The sequence below is a fragment of the Citrobacter sp. RHBSTW-00859 genome (genome assembly GCF_013729795.1).
In the GTDB taxonomy this organism is placed as follows: Bacteria; Pseudomonadota; Gammaproteobacteria; order Enterobacterales; family Enterobacteriaceae; genus Citrobacter; species Citrobacter braakii.
Window position 1 is genome coordinate 4601366 of sequence record NZ_CP056284.1, and the last position, 21499, is coordinate 4622864.

The window sequence follows — 21499 nt, forward strand, 5'->3', positions numbered from 1 at the left end:
CCAAGGAGCGCATTATGCCGTTGATATCTCTCGCCGATGGCCTTGCCCATGCCCGCGAGCACCGCTATGCCTTAGGGGCGTTTAACGTTCTGGACTCACACTTCCTGCGCGCGCTGTTTGCCGCGGCAAAGCAGGAACGTTCGCCGTTTATCATCAACATCGCCGAGGTGCATTTTAAATATATCTCGTTGGATTCTCTGGTCGAAGCGGTCAAGTTCGAAGCCGCGCGGCATGACATTCCGGTAGTGCTGAACCTTGACCACGGCCTGCACTTTGAGTCGGTAGTTCGGGCACTGCGCTTAGGTTTCAGTTCAGTGATGTTTGATGGCTCCACGCTGGAGTATGAAGAAAATATTCGTCAAACCCGCGAAGTGGTGAAGATGTGTCACGCCGTCGGCGTATCGGTGGAAGCCGAACTGGGCGCGGTGGGAGGCGATGAGGGCGGCGCGTTGTATGGTCATGCCGACGAGTCGCTATTTACCGACCCGATGATGGCGCGTGATTTCGTCGACAGAACCGGGATTGACGCGCTGGCGGTCGCCATTGGTAATGCACACGGCAAATATAAAGGCGAACCGGTGCTCGACTTTCCGCGTCTGGAGGCCCTTCGCCAGCAGGCGGCGATCCCACTGGTACTGCACGGCGGTTCCGGCATCAGCAACGACGATTTCAAGCGCGCAATTGAACTCGGCATTCACAAAATCAACTTCTATACCGGCATGTCGCAGGCGGCGCTGTCAGCGGTAGAGACAAGAATAGCGAATCGTCAGCCCCTGTACGACGAATTCGCCGAACTGCTGCTCGCCATTGAAGAGGCCATTACCGATACCGTTTCAGAACAGATGCGTATTTTTGGCAGCGCGGGACGGGTCTGATGGAACGCAGAGGCGTTATCGCCGCAGGCAACATGCTGGTCGATCATGTGCATCAAATTGTGCAGTGGCCGGAACGCGGCTGGCTGGCGGAAATCATCCGTAGCGAACGCGCGACGGGCGGTGCGCCGCTGAACGTACTGCTGACGCTGGCGAAAATGCACACCGGACTGCCGCTGCAGGCAGTGGGGTTAATCGGTCAGGATAGCGACGGCGACTACATCATGGCGATGCTGGAGCAGTATCATGTTAATCGCCAGCATGTGCAGCGCACGACTTTCGCCCCCACGTCGATGTCACAGGTGATGACCGATCCCAGCGGTCAGCGCACCTTTTTCCACTCGCCCGGTGCCAACCGGCTGCTGGATCTGCCCGCTTTTGAGCAACTGGATACCTCGATGAAAATCTTCCATCTTGGCTATCTGCTGCTGCTCGACAGTCTGGACATGCCGGATGAGGAGTACGGCACACGTAGCGCACGGCTGCTGGCGCAAATGCGCGACAACGGCTTTGAAACATCACTGGATCTGGTTTCACGCAAGGGCGATCCGCGCTATCAGCCGCTGGTGATGCCAGCCCTGCGCCATCTCGACTATCTGGTAATTAACGAGCTGGAAGCCGGGGAATTCAGCGGGCTGGAGATCCGCCTGCCCAACGGGGAGTTGCATATTGCGCACATCGCCACCGCTGCGCGCGAACTGCTGAATGCGGGCGTTCGCCTGCGGGTGGTTATCCACTGTCCGGAAGGCGCCTGGGCTGAAGCGCCGGATCTGCCGGGCGTCTGGATCCCGTCACAGTACCTGGCGCCGGAGGAGATCGTTGGCAGCGTCGGGGCGGGAGATGCGTTTTGCGCCGGATTTTTGTATGGCTGTCATGAACGCTGGTCGCTGACGGACAGCGTCAGGCTGGCACACGCCTGCGCACGGGCCAGTTTGCTGTGCGCCAACGCGATAGACGGCGCGAAAACGTTGGCAGAGTTAAAAGCCGATATAGCATCCTTGTAAGCCGGATAAGACGTTTACGCCGCCTTATCATGATGCTGAACGTCGGCGGCAAACACATAGCCCAGCCCGCGCAGGGTTTTGATCAGCATCGGCTGATGCGGGTTGTTCTCTATTTTTCGCCGTAACCGCATGATTAGCACGTCAATGGTGCGGTCAAACACCTCAACGCTGTCGCTGCGCGTCAGTTCCAGCAACTGTTCTCGGCTAAGTACCCGGCGGGCGTTTTGGGCCAGCGCCAGCAGCAGGCTGTATTCCCCCTGCGTCAACTCCACCTTCAGTTGCTGAGGATTATGTAACTGGCAACCGGCGGTATCGAGATGCCAACCGTTAAAAGAAAGCCCCGTGGTTTGCGGGCTGCCGCTTTCTGCCGTTAACACGCCGACGCGTCTGAGTACCGCCTTTACCCGCGCCACCAGTACCCGCGCATTGAACGGTTTACCGATGTAGTCGTCAGCGCCCATTTCCAACCCGACAACCACATCCGACTCGCTGCCAAGCCCGGTCAGCATCACCACCGGTAGTCCGGGTCTGATCTTTTGCACCTGCTGCAGCACCATCAGACCGTTAATATCAGGCAACATCATGTCCAGCAATACCAGAGCGATTTCCGGCTGAGTCTCAATGCAGCGCAGCGCCTCCTGCCCGGTGTGACATGCGGTCACTGCAAAGACGTGTTCGCTCAGCACATCCTGTAAAAGCGTGCAGACAGCGATGTCATCATCCACAACCAGTATGGCTGGCTTCATTGTTTTTCCCCATTTCTGGCCAACTTAAATGAGTGTGATTGATTCTGCACAGAGTGACAGCGATAAGGCACAAGGATGTGCGGGAAACATAACCTCGGTCACACTGCCGGGCCGTCACGTATTGGAGATTCGTCACGTCAAATATGACGACAGCCTGTTTTTCGTCAGGGTTTTGCGCAAAATTCGCCCGTAATATCGACTAATGCCCCTGATAAAAACATGGCATAAAAGATGCATAACTCAAGCGACAAGCGCGTATGCGTGATTTGATTAACTGGAGCGAGACCGATGAAAAAAGTCGTCACGGTTTGCCCATATTGCGCATCAGGTTGCAAAATCAACCTGGTGGTCGATAACGGCAAAATCGTCCGGGCTGAAGCGGCGCAGGGGAAAACCAACCAGGGTACCTTGTGTCTGAAGGGCTACTATGGCTGGGATTTTATCAATGATACCCAGATCCTGACCCCTCGTCTGAAAACCCCAATGATCCGTCGCCAGCGTGGCGGCAAACTGGAATCCGTTTCCTGGGATGAAGCGCTTGATTACGTCGCCACTCGTCTGAGCGCCATCAAAGCGAAGTATGGCCCGGACGCTATTCAGACGACCGGTTCATCTCGCGGTACGGGTAACGAAACCAACTATGTAATGCAAAAATTCGCGCGCGCCGTTATTGGTACCAATAACGTTGACTGCTGCGCTCGCGTCTGACACGGCCCTTCGGTTGCAGGTCTGCACCAATCGGTCGGTAACGGCGCAATGAGTAATGCTATCAATGAAATTGATAACACAGATTTAGTGTTCATCTTCGGGTACAACCCAGCGGATTCCCACCCGATCGTGGCGAATCACGTGATTAACGCTAAACGTAACGGGGCGAAAATTATCGTCTGCGATCCGCGCAAAATTGAAACCGCGCGTATTGCCGATATGCACATCGCGTTGAAAAACGGCTCGAACATCGCGCTGCTCAACGCTATGGGTCATGTCATCATCGAAGAAAAACTGTACGACCAGGCGTTCGTCGCCTCCCGTACCGAAGGATTCGAAGAGTACAGCAAGATTGTCGAAGGCTACACGCCGGAGTCCGTCGAAGATATCACTGGCGTTAGCGCACAGGATATTCGTCAGGCTGCTCGTATGTACGCCACGGCAAAAAGCGCGGCCATCCTGTGGGGCATGGGTGTTACCCAGTTCTATCAGGGTGTGGAAACCGTGCGTTCACTGACCAGCCTCGCAATGCTGACCGGCAACCTCGGTAAGCCAAGCGTGGGCGTTAACCCGGTTCGTGGCCAGAACAACGTTCAGGGCGCATGCGACATGGGCGCGCTACCGGATACTTATCCGGGCTATCAGTATGTGAAAGATCCGGCTAACCGCGAGAAGTTCGCTAAAGCCTGGGGCGTGGAAAGTCTGCCTGCACATACCGGCTATCGCATCAGTGAACTGCCGCACCGTGCGGCGCATGGCGAAGTCCGCGCGGCGTACATTATGGGTGAAGATCCATTACAGACCGATGCTGAACTCTCCGCAGTGCGCAAAGGCTTTGAGGATCTGGAACTGGTCATCGTGCAGGATATCTTCATGACCAAAACTGCCGCTGCCGCAGACGTTATTTTACCGTCTACGTCATGGGGCGAGCATGAAGGCGTCTTCTCCGCGGCTGACCGTGGCTTCCAGCGCTTCTTTAAAGCCGTTGAGCCGAAGTGGGATCTGAAAACGGACTGGCAGATTATCAGTGAAATCGCCACCCGTATGGGCTACCCGATGCACTACAACAACACCCAGGAAATCTGGGATGAGTTGCGTCATCTGTGCCCGGATTTCTACGGTGCCACTTACGAGAAAATGGGCGAACTGGGCTATATCCAGTGGCCTTGCCGCGACACCTCAGAAACCGACCAGGGTACGTCTTATCTCTTCAAAGAGAAGTTCGATACCCCGAACGGCCTGGCGCAGTTCTTTACCTGCGACTGGGTAGCGCCAATCGACAAACTCACTGAGGAGTACCCGATGGTGCTGTCTACGGTGCGTGAAGTCGGCCACTACTCTTGCCGTTCGATGACCGGTAACTGTGCGGCGCTGGCCGCGCTGGCGGATGAACCGGGCTATGCCCAGATCAACACCGCCGACGCAGCACGCCTGGGCATCCAGGATGAAGAGCTGGTGTGGGTTAACTCGCGTAAAGGCCGGGTCATTACCCGTGCAGCAGTCAGCGATCGTCCAAACAAAGGCGCGATTTACATGACCTACCAGTGGTGGATTGGCGCATGTAATGAGCTGGTAACCGAGAACTTAAGCCCGATTACCAAAACGCCGGAGTACAAGTACTGTGCCGTTAACGTTGAACGCATTGCCGATCAGCGCGCTGCCGAGCAGTATGTCATTGATGAGTACACCAAGCTGAAAGCCAGCCTGCGCGAAAGCGCGATGGGTTAGTCCGTTTACGTAACTGTTCTGCAACAGCCTCCGCCCGGAGGCTGTTTTTTTATCCATACGATCTCTTTATACTGTTCATTCCGTACCCTAAATAAAACTCAAAATGAAACAACTCATTGCATTGATGTTCTTTATGACATTCTTTGCCCATGCCAGTGATACTGAGCCAGGAAGCCAGTACTTACAGGCCGCTGAGGCAGGGGATCGTCGCGCACAGTACTTTCTTGCCGATACCTGGTTCAGTTCGGGCGATTTGAGCAAAGCCGAGTATTGGGCGCAAAAAGCCGCCGACAACGGCGATGCCGACGCCTGTGCGCTACTGGCGCAAATCAAAATTACGAATCCGGTCAGTCTGGATTACCCCCAGGCTAAAACGCTGGCGGAAAAAGCAGCCAAAGCAGGCAGTAAAGCGGGAGAACTTACCCTGGCGCGGATTCTGGTCAACACCCAGGCTGGACGTACCGATTACCCTAAAGCCATTACCTTGCTGCAAAACGCCTCCGAAGACCTGGAAAATGACTCCGCCGTCGACGCACAAATGCTGCTCGGCCTGATTTACGCCAACGGCGTGGGCATACCCGCTGATGATGAGAAAGCGACGTGGTATTTCAAACGAAGCTCAGCCATTTCCCGCACCGGTTATTCCGAATACTGGGCAGGGATGATGTTCTTAAACGGTGAACAGGGTTTTATCGTGAAGAATAAACAGAAGGCGCTGCACTGGCTGAATCTGAGCTGTATGGAAGGATTCGATACCGGCTGCGAAGAGTTTGATAAGTTAACAAACGGGTAATGATTTGCATTGCCGGATGGCGCTACGCTTATCCGGCAAGCTGTCATGAATTACTGATTAGCGGTCTTATCAAATCTACCCAGCACGTCGCGCTCATAGGCCAGCGCTTTCTTGCGGTCAAATTTGTGTTCCCACTTGGCGATAACCAGTACCGCCAGCGCATTACCCACCACGTTCAGCGCGGTACGCGCCATGTCGAGGATACGGTCAACACCGGCGATAAACGCCAGGCCTTCCAGTGGGATCCCCACGCTGCCCAGCGTAGCCAGCAGCACCACGAATGATACGCCCGGCACACCCGCAATCCCTTTCGAGGTCACCATCAGCGTCAGCACCAGCACGATTTCCTGCCACAGCGACAGGTCGATACCGTACAGCTGCGCGATAAAGATAGCGGCGATACTCTGGTACAGAGTTGAACCATCAAGGTTGAATGAGTAGCCGGTCGGCACCACAAAGCTGGTGATTGAAGCTGGCGCGCCATAGGCTTCCATCTTCTCAATAATGCGCGGCAGCACGCTCTCGGAGCTGGCTGTAGAGTAAGCCAGAATCAGCTCGTCTTTCAGAATGCGGATCAGGATCCAGATGCTCAAACCGCAGATGCGCGCCACGATCCCCAGCACCACCAGCGCGAAGAACAGAATGGCGAAATGCACCAACAGCACCAGCTTCGCCAGCGGCCACAAGGAGGCAAAACCGAAGTTCGCGACGGTAACGGCAATCAGCGCGAAAACACCGACTGGCGCGTAGCGCATAACCATGTGAGTGACTTTAAACATGGTTTCGGAAATAGAGCGGAATACGGTAACCAACGGCTCGCGGTGAGTTGCCGGCAGGGAAGACAGACCTAAACCGAACAGCACCGAGAAGAAGATAATCGGCAGCATATCGCCTTTTGCCATCGATGCGACGATGTTGGTTGGCACCAGTGACAAAATTGTCCCCATCAGGCCATGCGCGTGGCTCTGTACTTCTGCGGTCGTGCTTTGATATTTCGAAATATCCACGGTCGCCAGTTGCGACATATCCACCCCGGTACCTGGCTGGAACACATTCGCCAGCGTGATACCCAGGATAATCGCCACGGTGGTGATTACTTCGAAATAGATAATAGTTTTGGCGCCAATACGGCCCAGCTGTTTTGCATCACCGACCCCGGCGATACCGACAACCAGCGTAGAGATAACAATGGGCACCACGATCATTTTGATCAGATGGATAAAGATATCGCCCGCCGGTGACAGCAGGTTTACAACCAGCCATTCACGGCTGTCACTATGGTAATGCAGGTAACTCCCCAGCAGAATGCCCAGCACCATAGCGATCAGAATCTGCCATGCCAGGCTGACTTTCAAATTTTTCATAACAACGGACTTCCTCGATGGAGCGCTATTCCACATGCGGTGTGTGGTAATAGTACATACTGAAAGGGTATGAATTGTGTTGCGTTCGTTTATGGAGTTTTTTAACGCTTATTATCATTATCATTTGCGTACTGTCTCGCGCAACCCTCCAGGAACAGAGCCTTCGGCTGAACTTATGCATAAAAATGCAATTTTATCGGGGTATTGATGAATAACTTTTTGTTATAAAAGAATTTTAATATGTTCAAAAATGAAGAAGTCATGGCGTGAGTTTTTTTTGCTCATTTGTTCGTTCGCCTGTTTTTTAAACAGGCCAAATGATACAAATCACAAAAGAAACAAATTTATTTTTGCCGATTCTGCAACAACTTCGCCATATTAATAGAGTCAATGAGCTGTGCCCGGTTCACCCTCGGCGAGTTTAAATCCATAACTTTTTGCCACACTGAAATGGCCTGGGCGTAATCTGCCTGCATAAACGCATCTGAGGCTAACAGCATCAGCGCAGTGACCTCTGTCGGGTCCAGCGCCAGAGCCTTATCAATCATCTCGCGAGTGGGCGGTGTCATATGCTGCCCGGCCTGGTAATACAATACCGTTGCCAGCGCTGAATAGATCTCAGCATTTTCACCCCCTACACGCAGCGCCTGCTCGTAGGCAAGCAGCGCATTATGATACGCGTTTTGCCAAAGATAGTACTCACCGAGTTGCGCCCATTTCACACCGTCCTGCGGATTAGCACGAATTTGCGATTGCAGCAAAAGCAGCTGTTTTTCCTGAATATTTTCATCGGCGAACGCATGTAATGGGTCCGCCAGCCGCGTCAGTTCCTGACGCACCGCCTGCCATTTGGGCGTCAACAGATAACCTCCGATGCAGGCCACAACCATCAGCACCGTCGCAGCGGTCAGCCACTTCACGGGGAGTGGGCGTAACGGCGCAGGGGAATGGGTGGACTGGCTCATTGCACATCCTCCTCTACGCGCTGACGCCTTCTCACCCGCCAGACCACCACGCCCACCAGCAATAACAACAGGCACGGCAACGCCCACAGCAGCAGCGTTTGCTCATTCAACGGCGGGTTGTAGCGCACAAAATCACCGTAGCGATCGGTCATCCACGTCGTTATCTCGGCTTCACTTTTCCCTTCCGCCACCATGCTATAAACCTGGTGGCGCATACTGACCGCTACCGGCGCATTGGATTCCAGCAAGTTTTGGTTTTGACACTGTGGACAGCGCAGTTGGCTGGCAATAGACAACGCTTTTTCCTGTTGTTGCTGGTTGGCAAAAGTCCATGTGTCCACAACCTGGGCATGTGTCGCGAAGGCGATGAAAAACAAAATGATAGCTAAGAGTAAACATGTTCTGCCGGATGGCGCTGCGCTTATCCGACCTACCGTTTTCACACCCCGTTCGCCGCCATCCGGCAACGCGTTGATTAGTTTATGCATCGCGCTTTCTCCCTCGCCATCCGCTCAGCAGCGCACCACAGACCATTAACAGTCCCCCGCCCCAAATCCAGCGCACGCCGGTCTGCACGTACAAGCGCATGGCATAACGGTCCGGTCCGGTTTTTTCGCCGATTACCGCATACCAGTCATGCATCAGATTCCAGCGGATCCCCGGCTCCATCATCTGTTGACGGCGCGCGGCATAGAAGCGTCTTTCAGGCTGCAGGCTGCCAATGCGTTTCTCATTCTGCCACAGCGTGATCTGCGCTTTTTCACTGGTGTAGTTACCTTTCGCTTCCAGGTCGAGACGCTCAAAACGAATCTATGGTCACTCCCGTTTTTGCAACACCGATTTTGACGACAAGTTGGCTTGCTTGAATCTATCCGGCGTCTGAATGGGATTTTATTCCCGCGCCTTGATGAGTTCCGCGCCTGATGAACCTCCAGAAAATATACGGCTTCAATGAGCCTTTCCGTTTTACAGGTTCCTCAACAGGCCGGTGGGCCGTTAGTATCATCAATATCAGTATTCGCAAAACCAGATCAGTAATTCTTTAAACCGGTGTATTTCTGCCGTTATGCTACATAAGTTTGCTGTCGTGCCGTTAGGGCCCAGGCTATTCTGGCCAGCTTGTTTGCCAGAGCACAAGTGACGACAAAGTTGCTTTTCCGGCACAGTAAATCCCTGACCCAATCGGCCAATTTGCCAGACTGGTGTTCCAGTTTTTGTATGAATACCCTGGCACATTGAACCAACAAAGTTCGGATCTTTTTATTACCTCGCTTACTAATTCCCAGCAATGTCGTCCTACCTCCCGTGCTGTACTGCCGAGGTACAAGCCCTGTTGCCGCCGCAAAGTCACGGCTGCTGGCGTACTGCTTCCCGTCGCCAATCTCAGTTGAAATAGTACTCGCTGTCAGTGTTCCGACGCAGGGAATGCTCAGCAAGCGCTGTCCAACCTCATCTTCGTCCAACTTTCGTTTCAACTGGGATTCCAAATCTTTAATCTGCTCAACAAGATAGTGATAATGCTGTTGTAATTTCAGCAATAACTGGCTGAGGTAAAGAGGCAAACTATTATCCTCAAGAATGGTACTCAGTCGGCTAATAACGGCAGCTCCTCGGGGAACGCTAATGCCAAATTCCAGCAGAAAAGCATGCATTTGATTGGTTGTTTTTACCTTATCCTGAACCAGGGATTCACGGACACGATGCAGAGCCCGCATTGCCTGCTGAGATTCCGTTCTGGGCTGCACAAAACGCATAGACGGACGCGATGCAGCTTCACAAATAGCTTCGGCGTCGACAAAGTCGTTTTTATTGCTTTTAACGAACGGGCGGACAAATTGTGGTGATATCAGCTTTGGGGAATGCCCCAACTCTTCCAACTTGCGTGCCATAAAGTGAGAACCGCCACAGGCTTCCATTGCGATGGTTGTAGCGGGGCATGTCGCCAAAAATTCGATCAACTTTGGCCGGGTAAATTTTTTACGGTAAACAGCCTTCCCGCGACGATCCTGGCAATGAATATGGAAAGAGTTTTTACCCAGATCGATACCAATGAGCGCAATGTTTTCCATGATAGTTCTCCGAATCAAAGCCTGTCCTCAGCATAGTACCGGGAAGGAGGGAGTGACCATCTCATTAAATATAGCCCGCCAGTTCCACCTGCTGCCCGGGGCTGAGATTCAGGCTTATCTCCTGACGACTACCGCTGGAAAAGACGATCCCAGCCGCAAACACCAGCACCCCGGCATGCGCCAGCAGTGCCGGAAGCTGGCAACGCACAGGCACTTTGCGGCTTCTGATCGTCGCCAGCACGATAACCAGCAGCATCAGCAGGCCAAAGGGCAGCGTAGCACGGTTAAAGTACGGTGCGCCCACGGAGAGCCGCCCCCAGCCGAACAACCCGTAAATCATCGGGTAAAGGGTGCCAATCAGCACAATCAGCAGCACCGCGCAAAAAAGTAATAGCGCGACCAGAATCAGCATCTCGCGCGACCAGCCGCCAAAACGCGCATTCTGGCGGACTTGCTGTCCCCGCCAGGCGTATAGCCCGAGCGATGCCAGGCTCAATACGGTAAACAGCGCGAACAGCGGCGTGGCGCGGACGTTATCCAGCGCAAAAGCGTGCACGGAAACGAGAATGCCGGAACGCACAATCAGCGTCCCCAGCAGCGATAAAATCAGCGTGACGATCGCCAGCAGCAGCGACCAGTGGCGGAATATCCCACGTTGGCGCGTGATGAACAGACTATGCAGCAGCGCACTGGCGGAAAGCCAGGGTAATAAGGAGGCATTTTCTACCGGGTCCCAGAACCACCAGCCGCCCCAGCCCAACTCACAGTAGGCCCACCAGGAGCCAAGGATAATCCCCAGCGTCAGCGCACACCAGCCAGGCAGCGCCCAGCGCCAGCACACCCCGGCGCTCTGCGCATTAAAGTCACCGCGCAGCAGCGAGGCCAGCGCCACGCCTGCCGCCACCATCAAGCCACCGTAACCCAGGTACAGCAGCGGCGGATGGAGGATTAACCCGAGATGTTGCAGCATCGGATTAAGATCGCGCCCTTCAATGGCTGGCGGGAAGATACGCACGAACGGATCGGACCATACCACCACAAACAGCAGCAGCAGGGCCGTTATCAAAGCGAGGACGCTGAGCATTAACGGAAACAGCAGGTCGGAATCACGCCGATAGCGCAAGGCGAACAGCGCGCTCCAGCCGGAAAGAAACAGCACCCACAGCAGCAGCGATCCTTCATGCCCGCCCCACACCGCCGCCAGTTTTAATCCCCACGGCAGCAGGCTGTAGCTATGCTGAGCAACGTAGACCACCGAAAAGTCGCTGGTCAGAAAGCAGAATATCAGAATGGCAAAGGCCAGCAGCAGCAGCGAAAATTGCGTCCACATGCCCACGCTTGCCAGGCGCATTACGCCTTGCCAGCGCTGGCGGACACCCACCAACACGGCAAGCGGGGTCAACACGTTGACCCCGAGGCTTAACAACAGTGCCAGAAAACCGGCTTCAGGAAGGAGAACGTCCAGATATCACCTTACGCAACGGTTAGCTGACCCGCATAGAGAATAAAAAAGCGCAGCAGCAGTACGCCGGTCAGGCTGGCGCCGCACACTGCCAGCACGCCATGAAACGTCGAACTGCGGTTGGCCCAAGGTTTTAGCAGCATCGGCAGTATCAGCCCAAGCCCAGCCACGCCCAGCCAGAACCACCAGGTCCAGAATCCGCCGCCCAGTGCCGCCGCCAGCGCGCGCATTTTGCCGTCATCGCCCAGCGCCAGACCGACGAAAAACGCCGCCAGCAGGAAGATCTCCAGCCATACCACCGGGACTTCCATGCGATGCACAAAGTGCGCTTCGGTACTGTGCGGATTGCTACGATGACGTAACGCCATGGCGATCAGCGCCACCGCCGCGCCGGAGGAGATCCCGGAGAACAGGAACAGCACCGGCAGGATCGGGTTATTCAGGAACGGGTAGGATTTCAGCGCCGACAGCAGAAAACCGGTGTACGCCCCGAGCAGGACCGCCAGCACCAGCATTAACGTCTCCAGCGCGCGATGAAACGGCGCAATCAACGTCAGCATTTTCTGTACGATCCCTAATCGCGGCAGCCAGCGCTGTTGCAGAGCAATCACTTCTTTTTCAAAGATTTTTGCCAGCCACAGCACCAGCACCACCATGTACAACTGGAACAACATGACTCCCATCGACATCACCGAAGTGAAGCTGTAGTGGAACATCAGTTTCCAGAAGGTCCATGGACGCGTCAGGTGGAACACCAGAATCAGCAGACCGAAGATAATCGCCCCCGGCCCTAACACCAGCGTAGTGCGTAGCAGCGTGCTGTCAGAACCGCCCGCCTCCGGATGGAAACGACGCAGCAGAATCGCCAGCGTGACCAGTCCGGCGGAGATGCCAATCAGGAACAGATAGATGGCAATGGGCCAGTCCCACACCAGTGATTCAAAATGAAATGCAGAAGCGGATGTCATTGGCTCACCTCCCCAAATTTAAAGGGAACGCGGTAGACCTTCGGTTTTGTGCCCAACGCCAGCTTGTAACGGTAGGTGGTTTTCTGCAGCAACAAGCGGGAGATATCGCTGTTGGGATCGTCCAGATTACCAAACGTCAGCGCCTTCGTCGGACACGACTCAACGCAGGCGGGCTGCTTGCCCGCTTTCAGATTGGTTTTCCGACAGAAATCGCATTTATCCGCCGTTTTGCTAACCGGATGGATAAAGCGCACGCGATAAGGACACGCGGCGATACAGTACTGGCAGCCAACGCAAAGGTCCGGGTTCACATCCACAATACCGCTGGCGGCATCGCGATACGATGCCCCCGTCGGGCAGACGTCAACGCAGGGGGCATGGTCGCAATGCTGGCACGAATGACGGAAGAAGCGATACTTCACATCAGGAAACGTCCCCTGCGGCTCGCTGCGAATAATCGTCAGACGCGATACCCCTTCCGGCACGTTGTTTACTTCCCGACAAGCATCCATGCAAGCCGTACAGCCGATGCATAGTGACTCATCATGTACCATACCGTAACGTACGCCGTTGATGTTCAGCGTCTTCGCCACAACGCGTCCCGCCGTCCCGCTCACTGCCACCAGCGCGCCGACGCGGGTGATAAACTGGCGACGAGAGCAACTCATGGATGCTCCTTAAGCAACGGAACCGACGCCGGGTTAAAGTTCGGATTGTTACGCTGATCGCTGTGGCAATCGACGCAAATCTTGATCCGTCCTTTATCACTTAGCGTCTGCATCGTGTCTTGCTTCGGATGCAGTGAGTGACAGCTGGCACACGCCACTTTGGTTACGTGGACATCGTGTGGCCAGAACGCTTTTTGTAGCTGCTCAGGCAGGTGGCAGGACATACAGACGCTGTTCTGCTGTTCAACGTTGTACATCGGCTCATTAAAGCGCATCACATCCTTCACCCCTTCACGGTGGTTCGGTGACGGCTGGCCGTGACAGTTGGTGCAGGTGACCGGCAGTTTGTTATTCGGGTTGATGACTTCTGCATGCTTACCATGCATACCTTCGGTATCTGGCTTGTGACAATCCAGACAGGCGGCATCCGGATTACGCTGTTGGGTAACCGTCCAGCGTTGATCCGACTCCTGCGGCGTTGGCGTGGCAGTGATTCCACTCAGGCTCCAGAACAAGCCTGACGCCAGCACCCCAGCAGTTAATAACGAACGTAATACGCTCATATTCACTCCGTTGAGTTATCCGCCCCTGACGGGGCGAAATGGGGTTATTGGCTTAACCGACCGTTTTTACGCGCCTGATCTTCCCACTGCGGAATCACCGTTTTGATGAAGTCCTGCTTCTCAGCATTGATTTGCTGCATGTTCAGACCAATCGCCGCCTGGGCTTTCTCTTTGGTAGAGATATCCGGTAACGGGATTTCATGGGTGATGCCTTTAGTCGCCAGCAGACGGACCAGTTTGGTACGCGCATCGGCGGCTTTATCCATGGCGCTACCCAGCATCCGCAGACCCTCTTCCGGAGCGTGCATGTGAATACCGTGTGAGGCGATAGACAGGTCCCAGCGCCATTGTGCGTGACGGATATCTTCCAGAATCGGCTTCATTTCCGCTTCAGTCGCACCCGCATCCCATGCGGCTTTCGCTTCGAAGTGCGCATGAACCAGCTGATCTTCGACCTTGATTTTCAGGTCATGAATAGCCTGTTTACGCTCGGCGACCACTTTTTGCAGGGACGCTTTATCCTGGGTGTGGCAGTTCGCACAGGTCTGAGCAAAGTTATCGAACGGGTTACCAATTTTATGGTCGGTGTAGATCTTGCCTTCCGCGTTTTGCACTTTCGGCATGTGACAGTCGATACAGGTCACGTTGTTCTTGCCGTGAATGCCCGCGCTCCAGGTTTCATATTCCGGGTGCTGCGCTTTCAGCATCGGCGTTTTCGACAGGGAGTTGGTCCAGTCAGAGAAGGCGATGGTGTCGTAGTATTTCTCCATGTTCTCGACTTTCATGCCCTCGTCCCACGGGAACTTAACGGCTTTGTTTTTACCGTCGAAGTAGTATTCCACGTGGCACTGACCGCAGACCATGGATTGCTGATCAAAGCGACCGGCTTTCTCAAACGGTTTGCCGATTGCTTCCATCGCGCGTTCTGCATAAGGACGCGACAGCGTCAGCTCTGGCTTGCCTTTGGCGAAGTCTGGTGACGCAGTGTTATGGCAATCTGCACAGCCGAGATTGTTAACAATTTCCGGACCGCCGCGCGCCCATTTACCGTGGAAGTAGCCATCTTCACCATCTTTCTGGATCAGACGCGCTACGTCCGGGCTTTTACAGCTCCAGCAGGCCATCGGCAGCGGGCCGTCTTCAGCCGTTTTTGGGGCGCCGGTACGTAAGGTTTCACGTACATCGGTCACGGCATAGGCGTGTCCACGCGGTTTGTTGTAATCGCGCGAGAATGGATATCCCGCCCACAGGATCACCAGACGCGGATCTTCTGCCAGCGCATCTTCACGGGCTGATTGCTCAGACGTGGCTTTCCAGGAGAGATATTGATCGGGATGCTGAGGAGCGAAGGTTTCATTCTTCGCTTCAACGGTGACGGTTTTTGCGGGTACAGGAGTTTGTTCAGCGTGAACAGCAGAAATAAATAATAAAGGTAATAACAGGCTGAAGAAACGGCGTACGCGTGATTTTATCCTTGCCATAGGGGTCTCATCCAGATGACGCCATTATCTGCAATGGCGGTTCTTTTATTGTTTTCCATAACAGCAACCACACGAATACTGTCATGACATTGCTCCACCCTATTTGTAACAAGAAACCGGTAATGACTCCAACTTACTGATAGTGTTTTATGTTCAGATAATGCCCGATGACCTTGTCATGCAGCTCCACCGATTTTGAGAACGACAGTGACTTCCGTCCCAGCCTTGCCAGATGTTGTCTCAGATTCAGGTTATGTCGCTCAATGCGCTGAGTGTAACGCTTGCTGATTACGTGCAGCTTTCCCTTCAGGCGGGATTCATACAGCGGCCAGCCATCCGTCATCCATACCACGACCTCAAAGGCCGACAGCAGGCTCAGAAGACGCTCCAGTGTGGCCAGAGTGCGTTCACCGAAGACGTGCGCCACAACCGTCCTCCGTATCCTGTCATACGCGTAAAACAGCCAGCGCTGACGTGATTTAGCACCGACGTAGCCCCACTGTTCGTCCATTTCCGCGCAGACGATGACGTCACTGCCCGGCTGTATGCGCGAGGTTACCGACTGCGGCCTGAGTTTTTTAAGTGACGTAAAATCGTGTTGAGGCCAACGCCCATAATGCGGGCGGTTGCCCGGCATCCAACGCCATTCATGGCCATATCAATGATTTTCTGGTGCGTACCGGGTTGAGAAGCGGTGTAAGTGAACTGCAGTTGCCATGTTTTACGGCAGTGAGAGCAGAGATAGCGCTGATGTCCGGCAGTGCTTTTGCCGTTACGCACCACCCCGTCAGTAGCTGAACAGGAGGGACAGCTGATAGAAACAGAAGCCACTGGAGCACCTCAAAAACACCATCATACACTAAATCAGTAAGTTGGCAGCATCACCCAAGAAACCACACTGAAAATGTTGTTTTTAATCAATTGTAAGTGTATGTAAAATACCACTTTAGAGTTATATACCCCCTCTAACCTCTAATACTTGTCAGTTAACGAGGATGAGTGGCAGTAGCGATAATGGAAAGTGGCACATACGGAGGTAATGAATCTGTTGCCTCCGGCGTATTGCTACGTTCACCTTAGTGATATCACTTCTCTGAGACAATACGACCTGTGAACGTGTTAAGGGTACTATCGCCGTACCCTTAACAATCCCGGCTCCCGGCGGGAAAATTGCCACTTCGTGGTCCCCTCCGTTTATTCCTCCAGGCTACCGGGCCGGGCGCGAGGTAGCCTCCCTGCAAAACGCGCCCTGAACCCGCATCCCTGCGGGTTCTCCCGGCCTTACGGAAACACGTCGGCAATTTTCAGCCGGACCAGCCCACACCTGACCACCTGCGTTTTTTATCTGAACAGCAAAAAAGATTTAACTGGAAGTCAGTGCGTTGCAGCGATGACCCCGGTCCGGCTGAAAATCGATGAGGCGTTGACGGCTGACCGGGTTTGCCCGCAGGGATGCGGGCAGAGGGGACGGCCTGCAGGGACGCAGGCTCGGCCCCGACCCGACAGGCAGACGGCATAAGACGAATGAATCGCGCAGCGACGATTTTCCCGCCGGGAGCCAGGGATGCAAGGGAGGCGGCGGTGAGCCTCTCTTGCACGTTCACAGGTGTCTGAGCCTCATAGAATTGATATTGCTGAGGTGAACGGAACCCTGAGCCGGGATCACATGTTCTGCATAATGCTTAACTAACTGGCATTACCCTCTGCCCCTCACTCTTTTGTCTAATTCAGAGACAGATCACCTTTTCAATAATCCTTTAGATAACTACATGTTATCGCGAGATTTAATCAATTTTTGCTAGTTCCCTTCAAAATTAAGTTTGCCGCTAATTTGCACAATTCGTTTATTGCGTGATCTGCCGCGCAAATACTAAACAAAACTCTCAAAGCCCCTACATTTAACGTTTATGAGACATATTATTAACATCCTACAAGGAGAACAAAAGCCATGAGCCAAATACATAAACACGCTATTCCCGCAAACATTGCGGATCGTTGCCTGATAAACCCGGAGCAGTACGAAGAGAAATACCAGCAATCCGTTAACGAACCCGACACATTTTGGGGCGAGCAGGGAAAGATACTTGATTGGATCAAGCCGTACAGCCAGGTGAAGAACACCTCCTTCGCACCAGGCAACGTGTCGATTAAATGGTACGAAGACGGCACCCTGAACCTGGCCGCAAACTGCCTTGACCGTCATTTACAGGCAAATGGCGATCGCACCGCCATCATCTGGGAAGGCGATGACGCCACCCAAAGCAAAAACATTACTTATCGCGAACTGCATCGCGATGTTTGCCGTTTCGCCAATACGCTACTGGATTTAGGCATTAAAAAAGGCGACGTAGTGGCCATTTATATGCCGATGGTGCCGGAAGCGGCGGTTGCTATGCTGGCTTGCGCCCGCATTGGCGCGGTGCATTCGGTCATCTTCGGTGGTTTTTCACCAGAGGCGGTCGCCGGACGTATCATCGACTCCAATTCACGTCTGGTGATCACCGCCGACGAAGGCGTGCGCGCCGGCCGCGCTATCCCGCTGAAAAAGAACGTCGATGATGCGCTGAAAAACCCGAACGTGAAAACAGTGGAACATGTGGTCGTCCTCAAACGTACCGGTGGAAAAACGGAATGGCAGGAAGGCCGTGACCTGTGGTGGTCCGATCTTATCGAGAAAGCCAGCCCGGAACATCAGCCAGAAGAAATGAACGCGGAAGATCCGCTGTTTATCCTCTATACCTCCGGTTCAACCGGCAAGCCAAAAGGCGTGCTGCATACCACCGGCGGATATCTGGTCTATGCCGCAACCACCTTTAAGTACGTGTTTGACTACCATCAGGGCGATATCTATTGGTGTACTGCTGACGTGGGTTGGGTAACCGGGCACAGCTACCTGCTGTATGGTCCGCTGGCCTGCGGCGCAACCACGCTGATGTTCGAAGGCGTGCCAAACTGGCCAACCCCCGCGCGTATGTCGCAGGTTGTGGACAAGCACCAGGTCAATATTCTGTATACCGCACCGACCGCCATCCGCGCCCTGATGGCAGAAGGTGATAAAGCGATTGAAGGCACTGACCGCTCCTCGCTGCGTATCCTGGGTTCCGTTGGCGAGCCAATTAACCCGGAAGCATGGGAGTGGTACTGGAAGAAGATCGGCAACGAAAAATGCCCGGTCGTCGATACCTGGTGGCAGACCGAAACCGGTGGATTCATGATCACCCCGCTGCCGGGCGCCACCGAGCTGAAAGCGGGTTCCGCAACCCGTCCGTTCTTTGGCGTACAGCCTGCGATTGTCGATAACGAGGGTAATCCGCTGGAAGGCGCGACCGAAGGCAACCTGGTGATTACCGACTCGTGGCCGGGCCAGGCGAGAACGCTGTTCGGCGATCACGAACGCTTTGAGCAGACCTACTTTTCTACCTTCAAGAATATGTACTTCAGCGGCGACGGCGCGCGTCGTGACGAAGATGGCTATTACTGGATCACCGGTCGTGTGGACGATGTGCTGAACGTCTCTGGCCACCGTCTGGGAACGGCAGAAATCGAATCGGCGCTGGTGTCGCATCCGAAGATTGCCGAGGCCGCGGTGGTGGGTATTCCGCATAATATTAAAGGCCAGGCGATCTACGCCTACGTCACGCTGAATCACGGCGAAGAGCCATCACCTGAGCTGTACGCCGAAGTGCGCAACTGGGTACGTAAAGAAATTGGTCCGCTGGCAACGCCAGACGTGCTGCACTGGACCGACTCACTGCCGAAAACCCGCTCCGGCAAAATCATGCGCCGTATTCTGCGTAAAATCGCGGCGGGCGATACCAGCAATCTGGGCGATACCTCGACCCTCGCCGATCCTGGCGTGGTAGAGAAACTGCTCGAAGAGAAGCAGGCCATCGCGATGCCATCATAACCATAACCGTGAAATGCCCGATGGTGCGCGGCTTATCGGGCCTACAAATCCTACCCCTACCCCTCCCCTGACCGGGAGGGAAAATATAATAACCCACCCCAAAGGATTTCGCGTTGCAGGAAGGCGGCAAGCGAGCGCATCCCCAGGAGCATAGTTCACTATGTGACTGAGGTGGGCGAGTGCGGCCAACACACTTGCAACGTGAAAGACGAAGGGGGCCTCTGGAGAACTCTGTGATGAATGACTCTATTTATCAGCGGATAGAAGACAGTGCGCGTTTCAGGGAGTTAGTTGAAAAAAGGCAACGGTTTGCCACTATTCTGTCCATCATCATGCTGGCAGTTTACATCAGCTTTATTTTACTGATTGCCTTTGCGCCTGGCTGGCTGGGTACGCCGCTACACGCGGGAACCAGCGTCACCCGGGGTATTCCGATTGGGGTCGGTGTGATCCTCATCTCCTTCATCCTGACCGGGATCTATATCTGGCGGGCAAACGGTGAATTCGACCGCCTGAACAATGCGGTTCTGCACGAGGTTAAAGCATCATGAAGAGAGTCCTGACGGCGCTTGCCGCCACGCTGCCCTTCGCCGCAAACGCGGCGGATGCTATTAGCGGTGCAGTCCAACGCCAGCCAACCAACTGGCAGGCGATTGTCATGTTCCTGATTTTCGTCATCTTTACGCTCGGTATTACTTACTGGGCGTCTAAGCGCGTACGTTCGCGTAATGACTACTACACCGCCGGCGGTAACATCACTGGTTTCCAGAACGGGCTGGCGATTGCGGGCGACTATATGTCGGCGGCATCGTTTCTCGGGATTTCCGCGCTGGTGTTTACCTCCGGTTATGACGGGCTGATCTATTCACTCGGCTTCCTGGTCGGCTGGCCAATTATCCTGTTCCTGATTGCTGAGCGTCTGCGTAACCTGGGTCGTTACACCTTTGCAGATGTTGCTTCTTATCGTCTGAAGCAAGGACCAATCCGTATTCTGTCGGCCTGTGGTTCTCTGGTGGTGGTAGCGCTGTATCTGATCGCCCAGATGGTCGGCGCAGGTAAGCTGATTGAGCTGCTGTTTGGTCTGAACTATCACATCGCCGTCGTACTGGTTGGCGTGCTGATGATGATGTACGTCCTGTTTGGCGGCATGCTGGCGACCACCTGGGTACAGATCATCAAAGCCGTTCTGCTGCTGTTCGGCGCCAGCTTTATGGCCTTTATGGTGATGAAGCACGTCGGCTTTAGCTTCAACAACCTGTTCACCGAAGCAATGGCGGTACACCCGAAAGGTTCAGCCATTATGAGCCCGGGCGGACTGGTAAAAGATCCGATCTCCGCCCTGTCGTTAGGTCTCGGCCTGATGTTTGGTACGGCAGGCTTGCCGCACATCCTGATGCGCTTCTTTACGGTCAGCGATGCCCGCGAAGCGCGTAAGAGCGTGTTCTATGCCACCGGTTTTATGGGTTATTTCTACATCCTGACCTTTATCATCGGCTTTGGCGCGATCATGCTGGTGGGCGCTAACCCGGCGTATAAAGACGCTGCTGGCGCGCTGATCGGCGGTAACAACATGGCGGCGGTTCACCTGGCGAATGCAGTGGGCGGCAACCTGTTCCTGGGCTTCATCTCAGCCGTGGCGTTTGCCACCATCCTGGCGGTGGTTGCAGGCCTGACGCTGGCGGGCGCATCGGCCGTTTCTCACGACCTGTATGCCAACGTGTTCCGTAAAGGCGCAACCGAACGTGAAGAGCTGAAGGTGTCGAAAATCACCGTACTGGTGTTGGGCGTGATTGCCATCCTGCTCGGCGTGCTGTTTGAGAACCAGAATATCGCCTTCATGGTAGGTCTGGCGTTTGCTATCGCAGCCAGCTGCAACTTCCCGATCATTCTGCTCTCCATGTACTGGTCAAGACTGACCACGCGTGGCGCGATGTTGGGCGGCTGGTTAGGTCTGCTGACGGCGGTGGTGCTGATGGTGCTTGGCCCGACGATTTGGGTCCAGATCCTTGGTCACGAAAAAGCCATTTTCCCGTATGAATATCCGGCGCTGTTCTCCATCAGCGTAGCGTTCCTCGGGATCTGGTTCTTCTCTGCTACCGATAACTCAGAAGAAGGTAATCGCGAACGCGAGCAGTTCCGTGCCCAGTTCATCCGTTCCCAGACCGGGTACGGCGTAGAACAAGGTCGCGCGCACTAACCAC

General features: G+C 54.4%; 18 protein-coding genes and 2 pseudogenes. 8 read left to right on the plus strand and 12 right to left on the minus strand.

The annotated features are described in order from the left end of the window. Nucleotides 1–14 precede the first annotated feature (14 nt). Together HV302_RS23020 and HV302_RS23025 are read left to right on the plus strand one after the other, a co-directional pair. Complete coding sequence (locus HV302_RS23020) at nucleotides 15–875, plus strand: ketose 1,6-bisphosphate aldolase (protein ID WP_046274569.1); 861 nt, start codon at nucleotides 15–17, stop codon at nucleotides 873–875. Beyond that, nucleotides 872–1876 carry a carbohydrate kinase family protein gene (locus HV302_RS23025; protein WP_181627487.1) on the plus strand — a complete coding sequence of 335 codons (1005 nt, stop codon included), beginning with the start codon at nucleotides 872–874 and terminating at the stop codon, nucleotides 1874–1876. Before HV302_RS23020 ends, HV302_RS23025 begins: the two co-directional genes overlap by 4 nt. 14 nt (nucleotides 1877–1890) lie before the next feature. Here the strand turns inward: HV302_RS23025 and HV302_RS23030 are convergent, their stop codons facing one another. Continuing rightward, a complete protein-coding gene (locus tag HV302_RS23030; protein ID WP_016155458.1) occupies nucleotides 1891–2622 on the minus strand; it encodes a response regulator in 732 nt (243 codons plus the stop codon). Between the two features lie 28 nt (nucleotides 2623–2650). Between HV302_RS23030 and HV302_RS23035 the strand changes: the two genes are divergently transcribed. The 3 genes from HV302_RS23035 to yjcO all read left to right on the plus strand — a co-directional run bounded on the left by HV302_RS23035 (nucleotide 2651) and on the right by yjcO (nucleotide 5851). Beyond that, nucleotides 2651–2815 (plus strand): hypothetical protein, encoded by a 165-nt coding sequence (locus HV302_RS23035; protein ID WP_008786941.1) that lies wholly within the window; start codon nucleotides 2651–2653, stop codon nucleotides 2813–2815. 95 nt (nucleotides 2816–2910) lie between these two features. Next, nucleotides 2911–5058: a formate dehydrogenase subunit alpha gene (gene fdhF / locus HV302_RS23040; protein WP_081000494.1), complete on the plus strand. Its 2148-nt coding sequence runs from the start codon at nucleotides 2911–2913 to the stop codon at nucleotides 5056–5058. A 103-nt stretch (nucleotides 5059–5161) separates the two neighbouring features. Continuing rightward, nucleotides 5162–5851 carry a Sel1 family TPR-like repeat protein YjcO gene (gene yjcO, locus HV302_RS23045; protein ID WP_016155379.1) on the plus strand — a complete coding sequence of 230 codons (690 nt, stop codon included), beginning with the start codon at nucleotides 5162–5164 and terminating at the stop codon, nucleotides 5849–5851. Between the two features lie 50 nt (nucleotides 5852–5901). Here the strand turns inward: yjcO and gltP are convergent, their stop codons facing one another. The 11 genes and pseudogenes from gltP to HV302_RS28075 all read right to left on the minus strand — a co-directional run bounded on the left by gltP (nucleotide 5902) and on the right by HV302_RS28075 (nucleotide 16995). Then, on the minus strand, nucleotides 5902–7215 hold the full coding sequence (gene gltP, locus HV302_RS23050) for a glutamate/aspartate:proton symporter GltP (protein ID WP_016155378.1): 1314 nt from the start codon (nucleotides 7213–7215) through the stop codon (nucleotides 5902–5904). 344 nt (nucleotides 7216–7559) lie between these two features. Beyond that, complete coding sequence (gene nrfG, locus HV302_RS23055; RefSeq protein WP_181626612.1) at nucleotides 7560–8180, minus strand: heme lyase NrfEFG subunit NrfG; 621 nt, start codon at nucleotides 8178–8180, stop codon at nucleotides 7560–7562. After that, a pseudogene (gene nrfF / locus HV302_RS28410) lies at nucleotides 8177–8987 on the minus strand (heme lyase NrfEFG subunit NrfF); the annotation flags it as partial. The pseudogene nrfF and the gene nrfG, both read right to left, overlap by 4 nt. A 257-nt stretch (nucleotides 8988–9244) precedes the next feature. Beyond that, nucleotides 9245–10249 (minus strand): IS110-like element IS4321 family transposase, encoded by a 1005-nt coding sequence (locus HV302_RS23070; RefSeq protein WP_000427623.1) that lies wholly within the window; start codon nucleotides 10247–10249, stop codon nucleotides 9245–9247. A gap of 70 nt (nucleotides 10250–10319) precedes the next feature. Continuing rightward, a pseudogene (locus HV302_RS23075) lies at nucleotides 10320–11714 on the minus strand (heme lyase CcmF/NrfE family subunit); the annotation flags it as partial. A gap of 8 nt (nucleotides 11715–11722) precedes the next feature. Then, nucleotides 11723–12679 (minus strand): cytochrome c nitrite reductase subunit NrfD, encoded by a 957-nt coding sequence (gene nrfD / locus HV302_RS23080; protein ID WP_016155452.1) that lies wholly within the window; start codon nucleotides 12677–12679, stop codon nucleotides 11723–11725. Then, nucleotides 12676–13347: a cytochrome c nitrite reductase Fe-S protein gene (nrfC, locus tag HV302_RS23085; protein WP_016155373.1), complete on the minus strand. Its 672-nt coding sequence runs from the start codon at nucleotides 13345–13347 to the stop codon at nucleotides 12676–12678. Before nrfC ends, nrfD begins: the two co-directional genes overlap by 4 nt. After that, a complete protein-coding gene (nrfB, locus tag HV302_RS23090) occupies nucleotides 13344–13910 on the minus strand; it encodes a cytochrome c nitrite reductase pentaheme subunit (protein ID WP_005132587.1) in 567 nt (188 codons plus the stop codon). The genes nrfC and nrfB overlap by 4 nt, the downstream gene beginning before the upstream one ends. Nucleotides 13911–13954: 44 nt before the next feature. Further along, nucleotides 13955–15391 (minus strand): ammonia-forming nitrite reductase cytochrome c552 subunit, encoded by a 1437-nt coding sequence (gene nrfA / locus HV302_RS23095; RefSeq protein WP_181626613.1) that lies wholly within the window; start codon nucleotides 15389–15391, stop codon nucleotides 13955–13957. Between the two features lie 133 nt (nucleotides 15392–15524). Further along, nucleotides 15525–16222, minus strand: a protein-coding gene (locus tag HV302_RS23100; RefSeq protein ID WP_223429336.1) for an IS1 family transposase whose coding sequence is annotated in 2 segments (ribosomal slippage) — nucleotides 15525–15973 and nucleotides 15973–16222 — 699 coding nt in all. Because the reading frame shifts where the segments join, the coding sequence is not laid out codon by codon here. 473 nt (nucleotides 16223–16695) lie between these two features. Next, nucleotides 16696–16995: a hypothetical protein gene (locus tag HV302_RS28075; protein ID WP_202048416.1), complete on the minus strand. Its 300-nt coding sequence runs from the start codon at nucleotides 16993–16995 to the stop codon at nucleotides 16696–16698. A gap of 344 nt (nucleotides 16996–17339) precedes the next feature. Here HV302_RS28075 and acs point away from each other — a divergent pair, with 344 nt between their 5' ends. The 3 genes from acs to actP all read left to right on the plus strand — a co-directional run bounded on the left by acs (nucleotide 17340) and on the right by actP (nucleotide 21495). Continuing rightward, on the plus strand, nucleotides 17340–19298 hold the full coding sequence (gene acs, locus HV302_RS23105) for an acetate--CoA ligase (protein ID WP_016155371.1): 1959 nt from the start codon (nucleotides 17340–17342) through the stop codon (nucleotides 19296–19298). Nucleotides 19299–19534: 236 nt separating this feature from the next. Next, on the plus strand, nucleotides 19535–19849 hold the full coding sequence (locus HV302_RS23110; protein WP_016155370.1) for a DUF485 domain-containing protein: 315 nt from the start codon (nucleotides 19535–19537) through the stop codon (nucleotides 19847–19849). Further along, nucleotides 19846–21495, plus strand: coding sequence for a cation/acetate symporter ActP (actP, locus tag HV302_RS23115; protein ID WP_016155369.1), 1650 nt, complete (start codon nucleotides 19846–19848; stop codon nucleotides 21493–21495). The genes HV302_RS23110 and actP overlap by 4 nt, the downstream gene beginning before the upstream one ends. Nucleotides 21496–21499 lie beyond the last annotated feature (4 nt).

Bases quoted from the DNA above. Each gene is read 5' to 3' on its own strand.
- HV302_RS23020 (WP_046274569.1), top strand. From the start codon at position 15: ATGCCGTTGATATCTCTCGCCGATGGCCTTGCCCATGCCCGCGAGCAC.
- HV302_RS23030 (WP_016155458.1), bottom strand. From the start codon at position 2,622: ATGAAGCCAGCCATACTGGTTGTGGATGATGACATCGCTGTCTGCACG.
- HV302_RS23035 (WP_008786941.1), top strand. From the start codon at position 2,651: ATGAGTGTGATTGATTCTGCACAGAGTGACAGCGATAAGGCACAAGGA.
- yjcO (WP_016155379.1), top strand. From the start codon at position 5,162: ATGAAACAACTCATTGCATTGATGTTCTTTATGACATTCTTTGCCCAT.
- gltP (WP_016155378.1), bottom strand. From the start codon at position 7,215: ATGAAAAATTTGAAAGTCAGCCTGGCATGGCAGATTCTGATCGCTATG.
- nrfG (WP_181626612.1), bottom strand. From the start codon at position 8,180: ATGAGCCAGTCCACCCATTCCCCTGCGCCGTTACGCCCACTCCCCGTG.
- HV302_RS23070 (WP_000427623.1), bottom strand. From the start codon at position 10,249: ATGGAAAACATTGCGCTCATTGGTATCGATCTGGGTAAAAACTCTTTC.
- nrfD (WP_016155452.1), bottom strand. From the start codon at position 12,679: ATGACATCCGCTTCTGCATTTCATTTTGAATCACTGGTGTGGGACTGG.
- nrfC (WP_016155373.1), bottom strand. From the start codon at position 13,347: ATGAGTTGCTCTCGTCGCCAGTTTATCACCCGCGTCGGCGCGCTGGTG.
- nrfB (WP_005132587.1), bottom strand. From the start codon at position 13,910: ATGAGCGTATTACGTTCGTTATTAACTGCTGGGGTGCTGGCGTCAGGC.
- nrfA (WP_181626613.1), bottom strand. From the start codon at position 15,391: ATGGCAAGGATAAAATCACGCGTACGCCGTTTCTTCAGCCTGTTATTA.
- acs (WP_016155371.1), top strand. From the start codon at position 17,340: ATGAGCCAAATACATAAACACGCTATTCCCGCAAACATTGCGGATCGT.
- HV302_RS23110 (WP_016155370.1), top strand. From the start codon at position 19,535: ATGAATGACTCTATTTATCAGCGGATAGAAGACAGTGCGCGTTTCAGG.
- actP (WP_016155369.1), top strand. From the start codon at position 19,846: ATGAAGAGAGTCCTGACGGCGCTTGCCGCCACGCTGCCCTTCGCCGCA.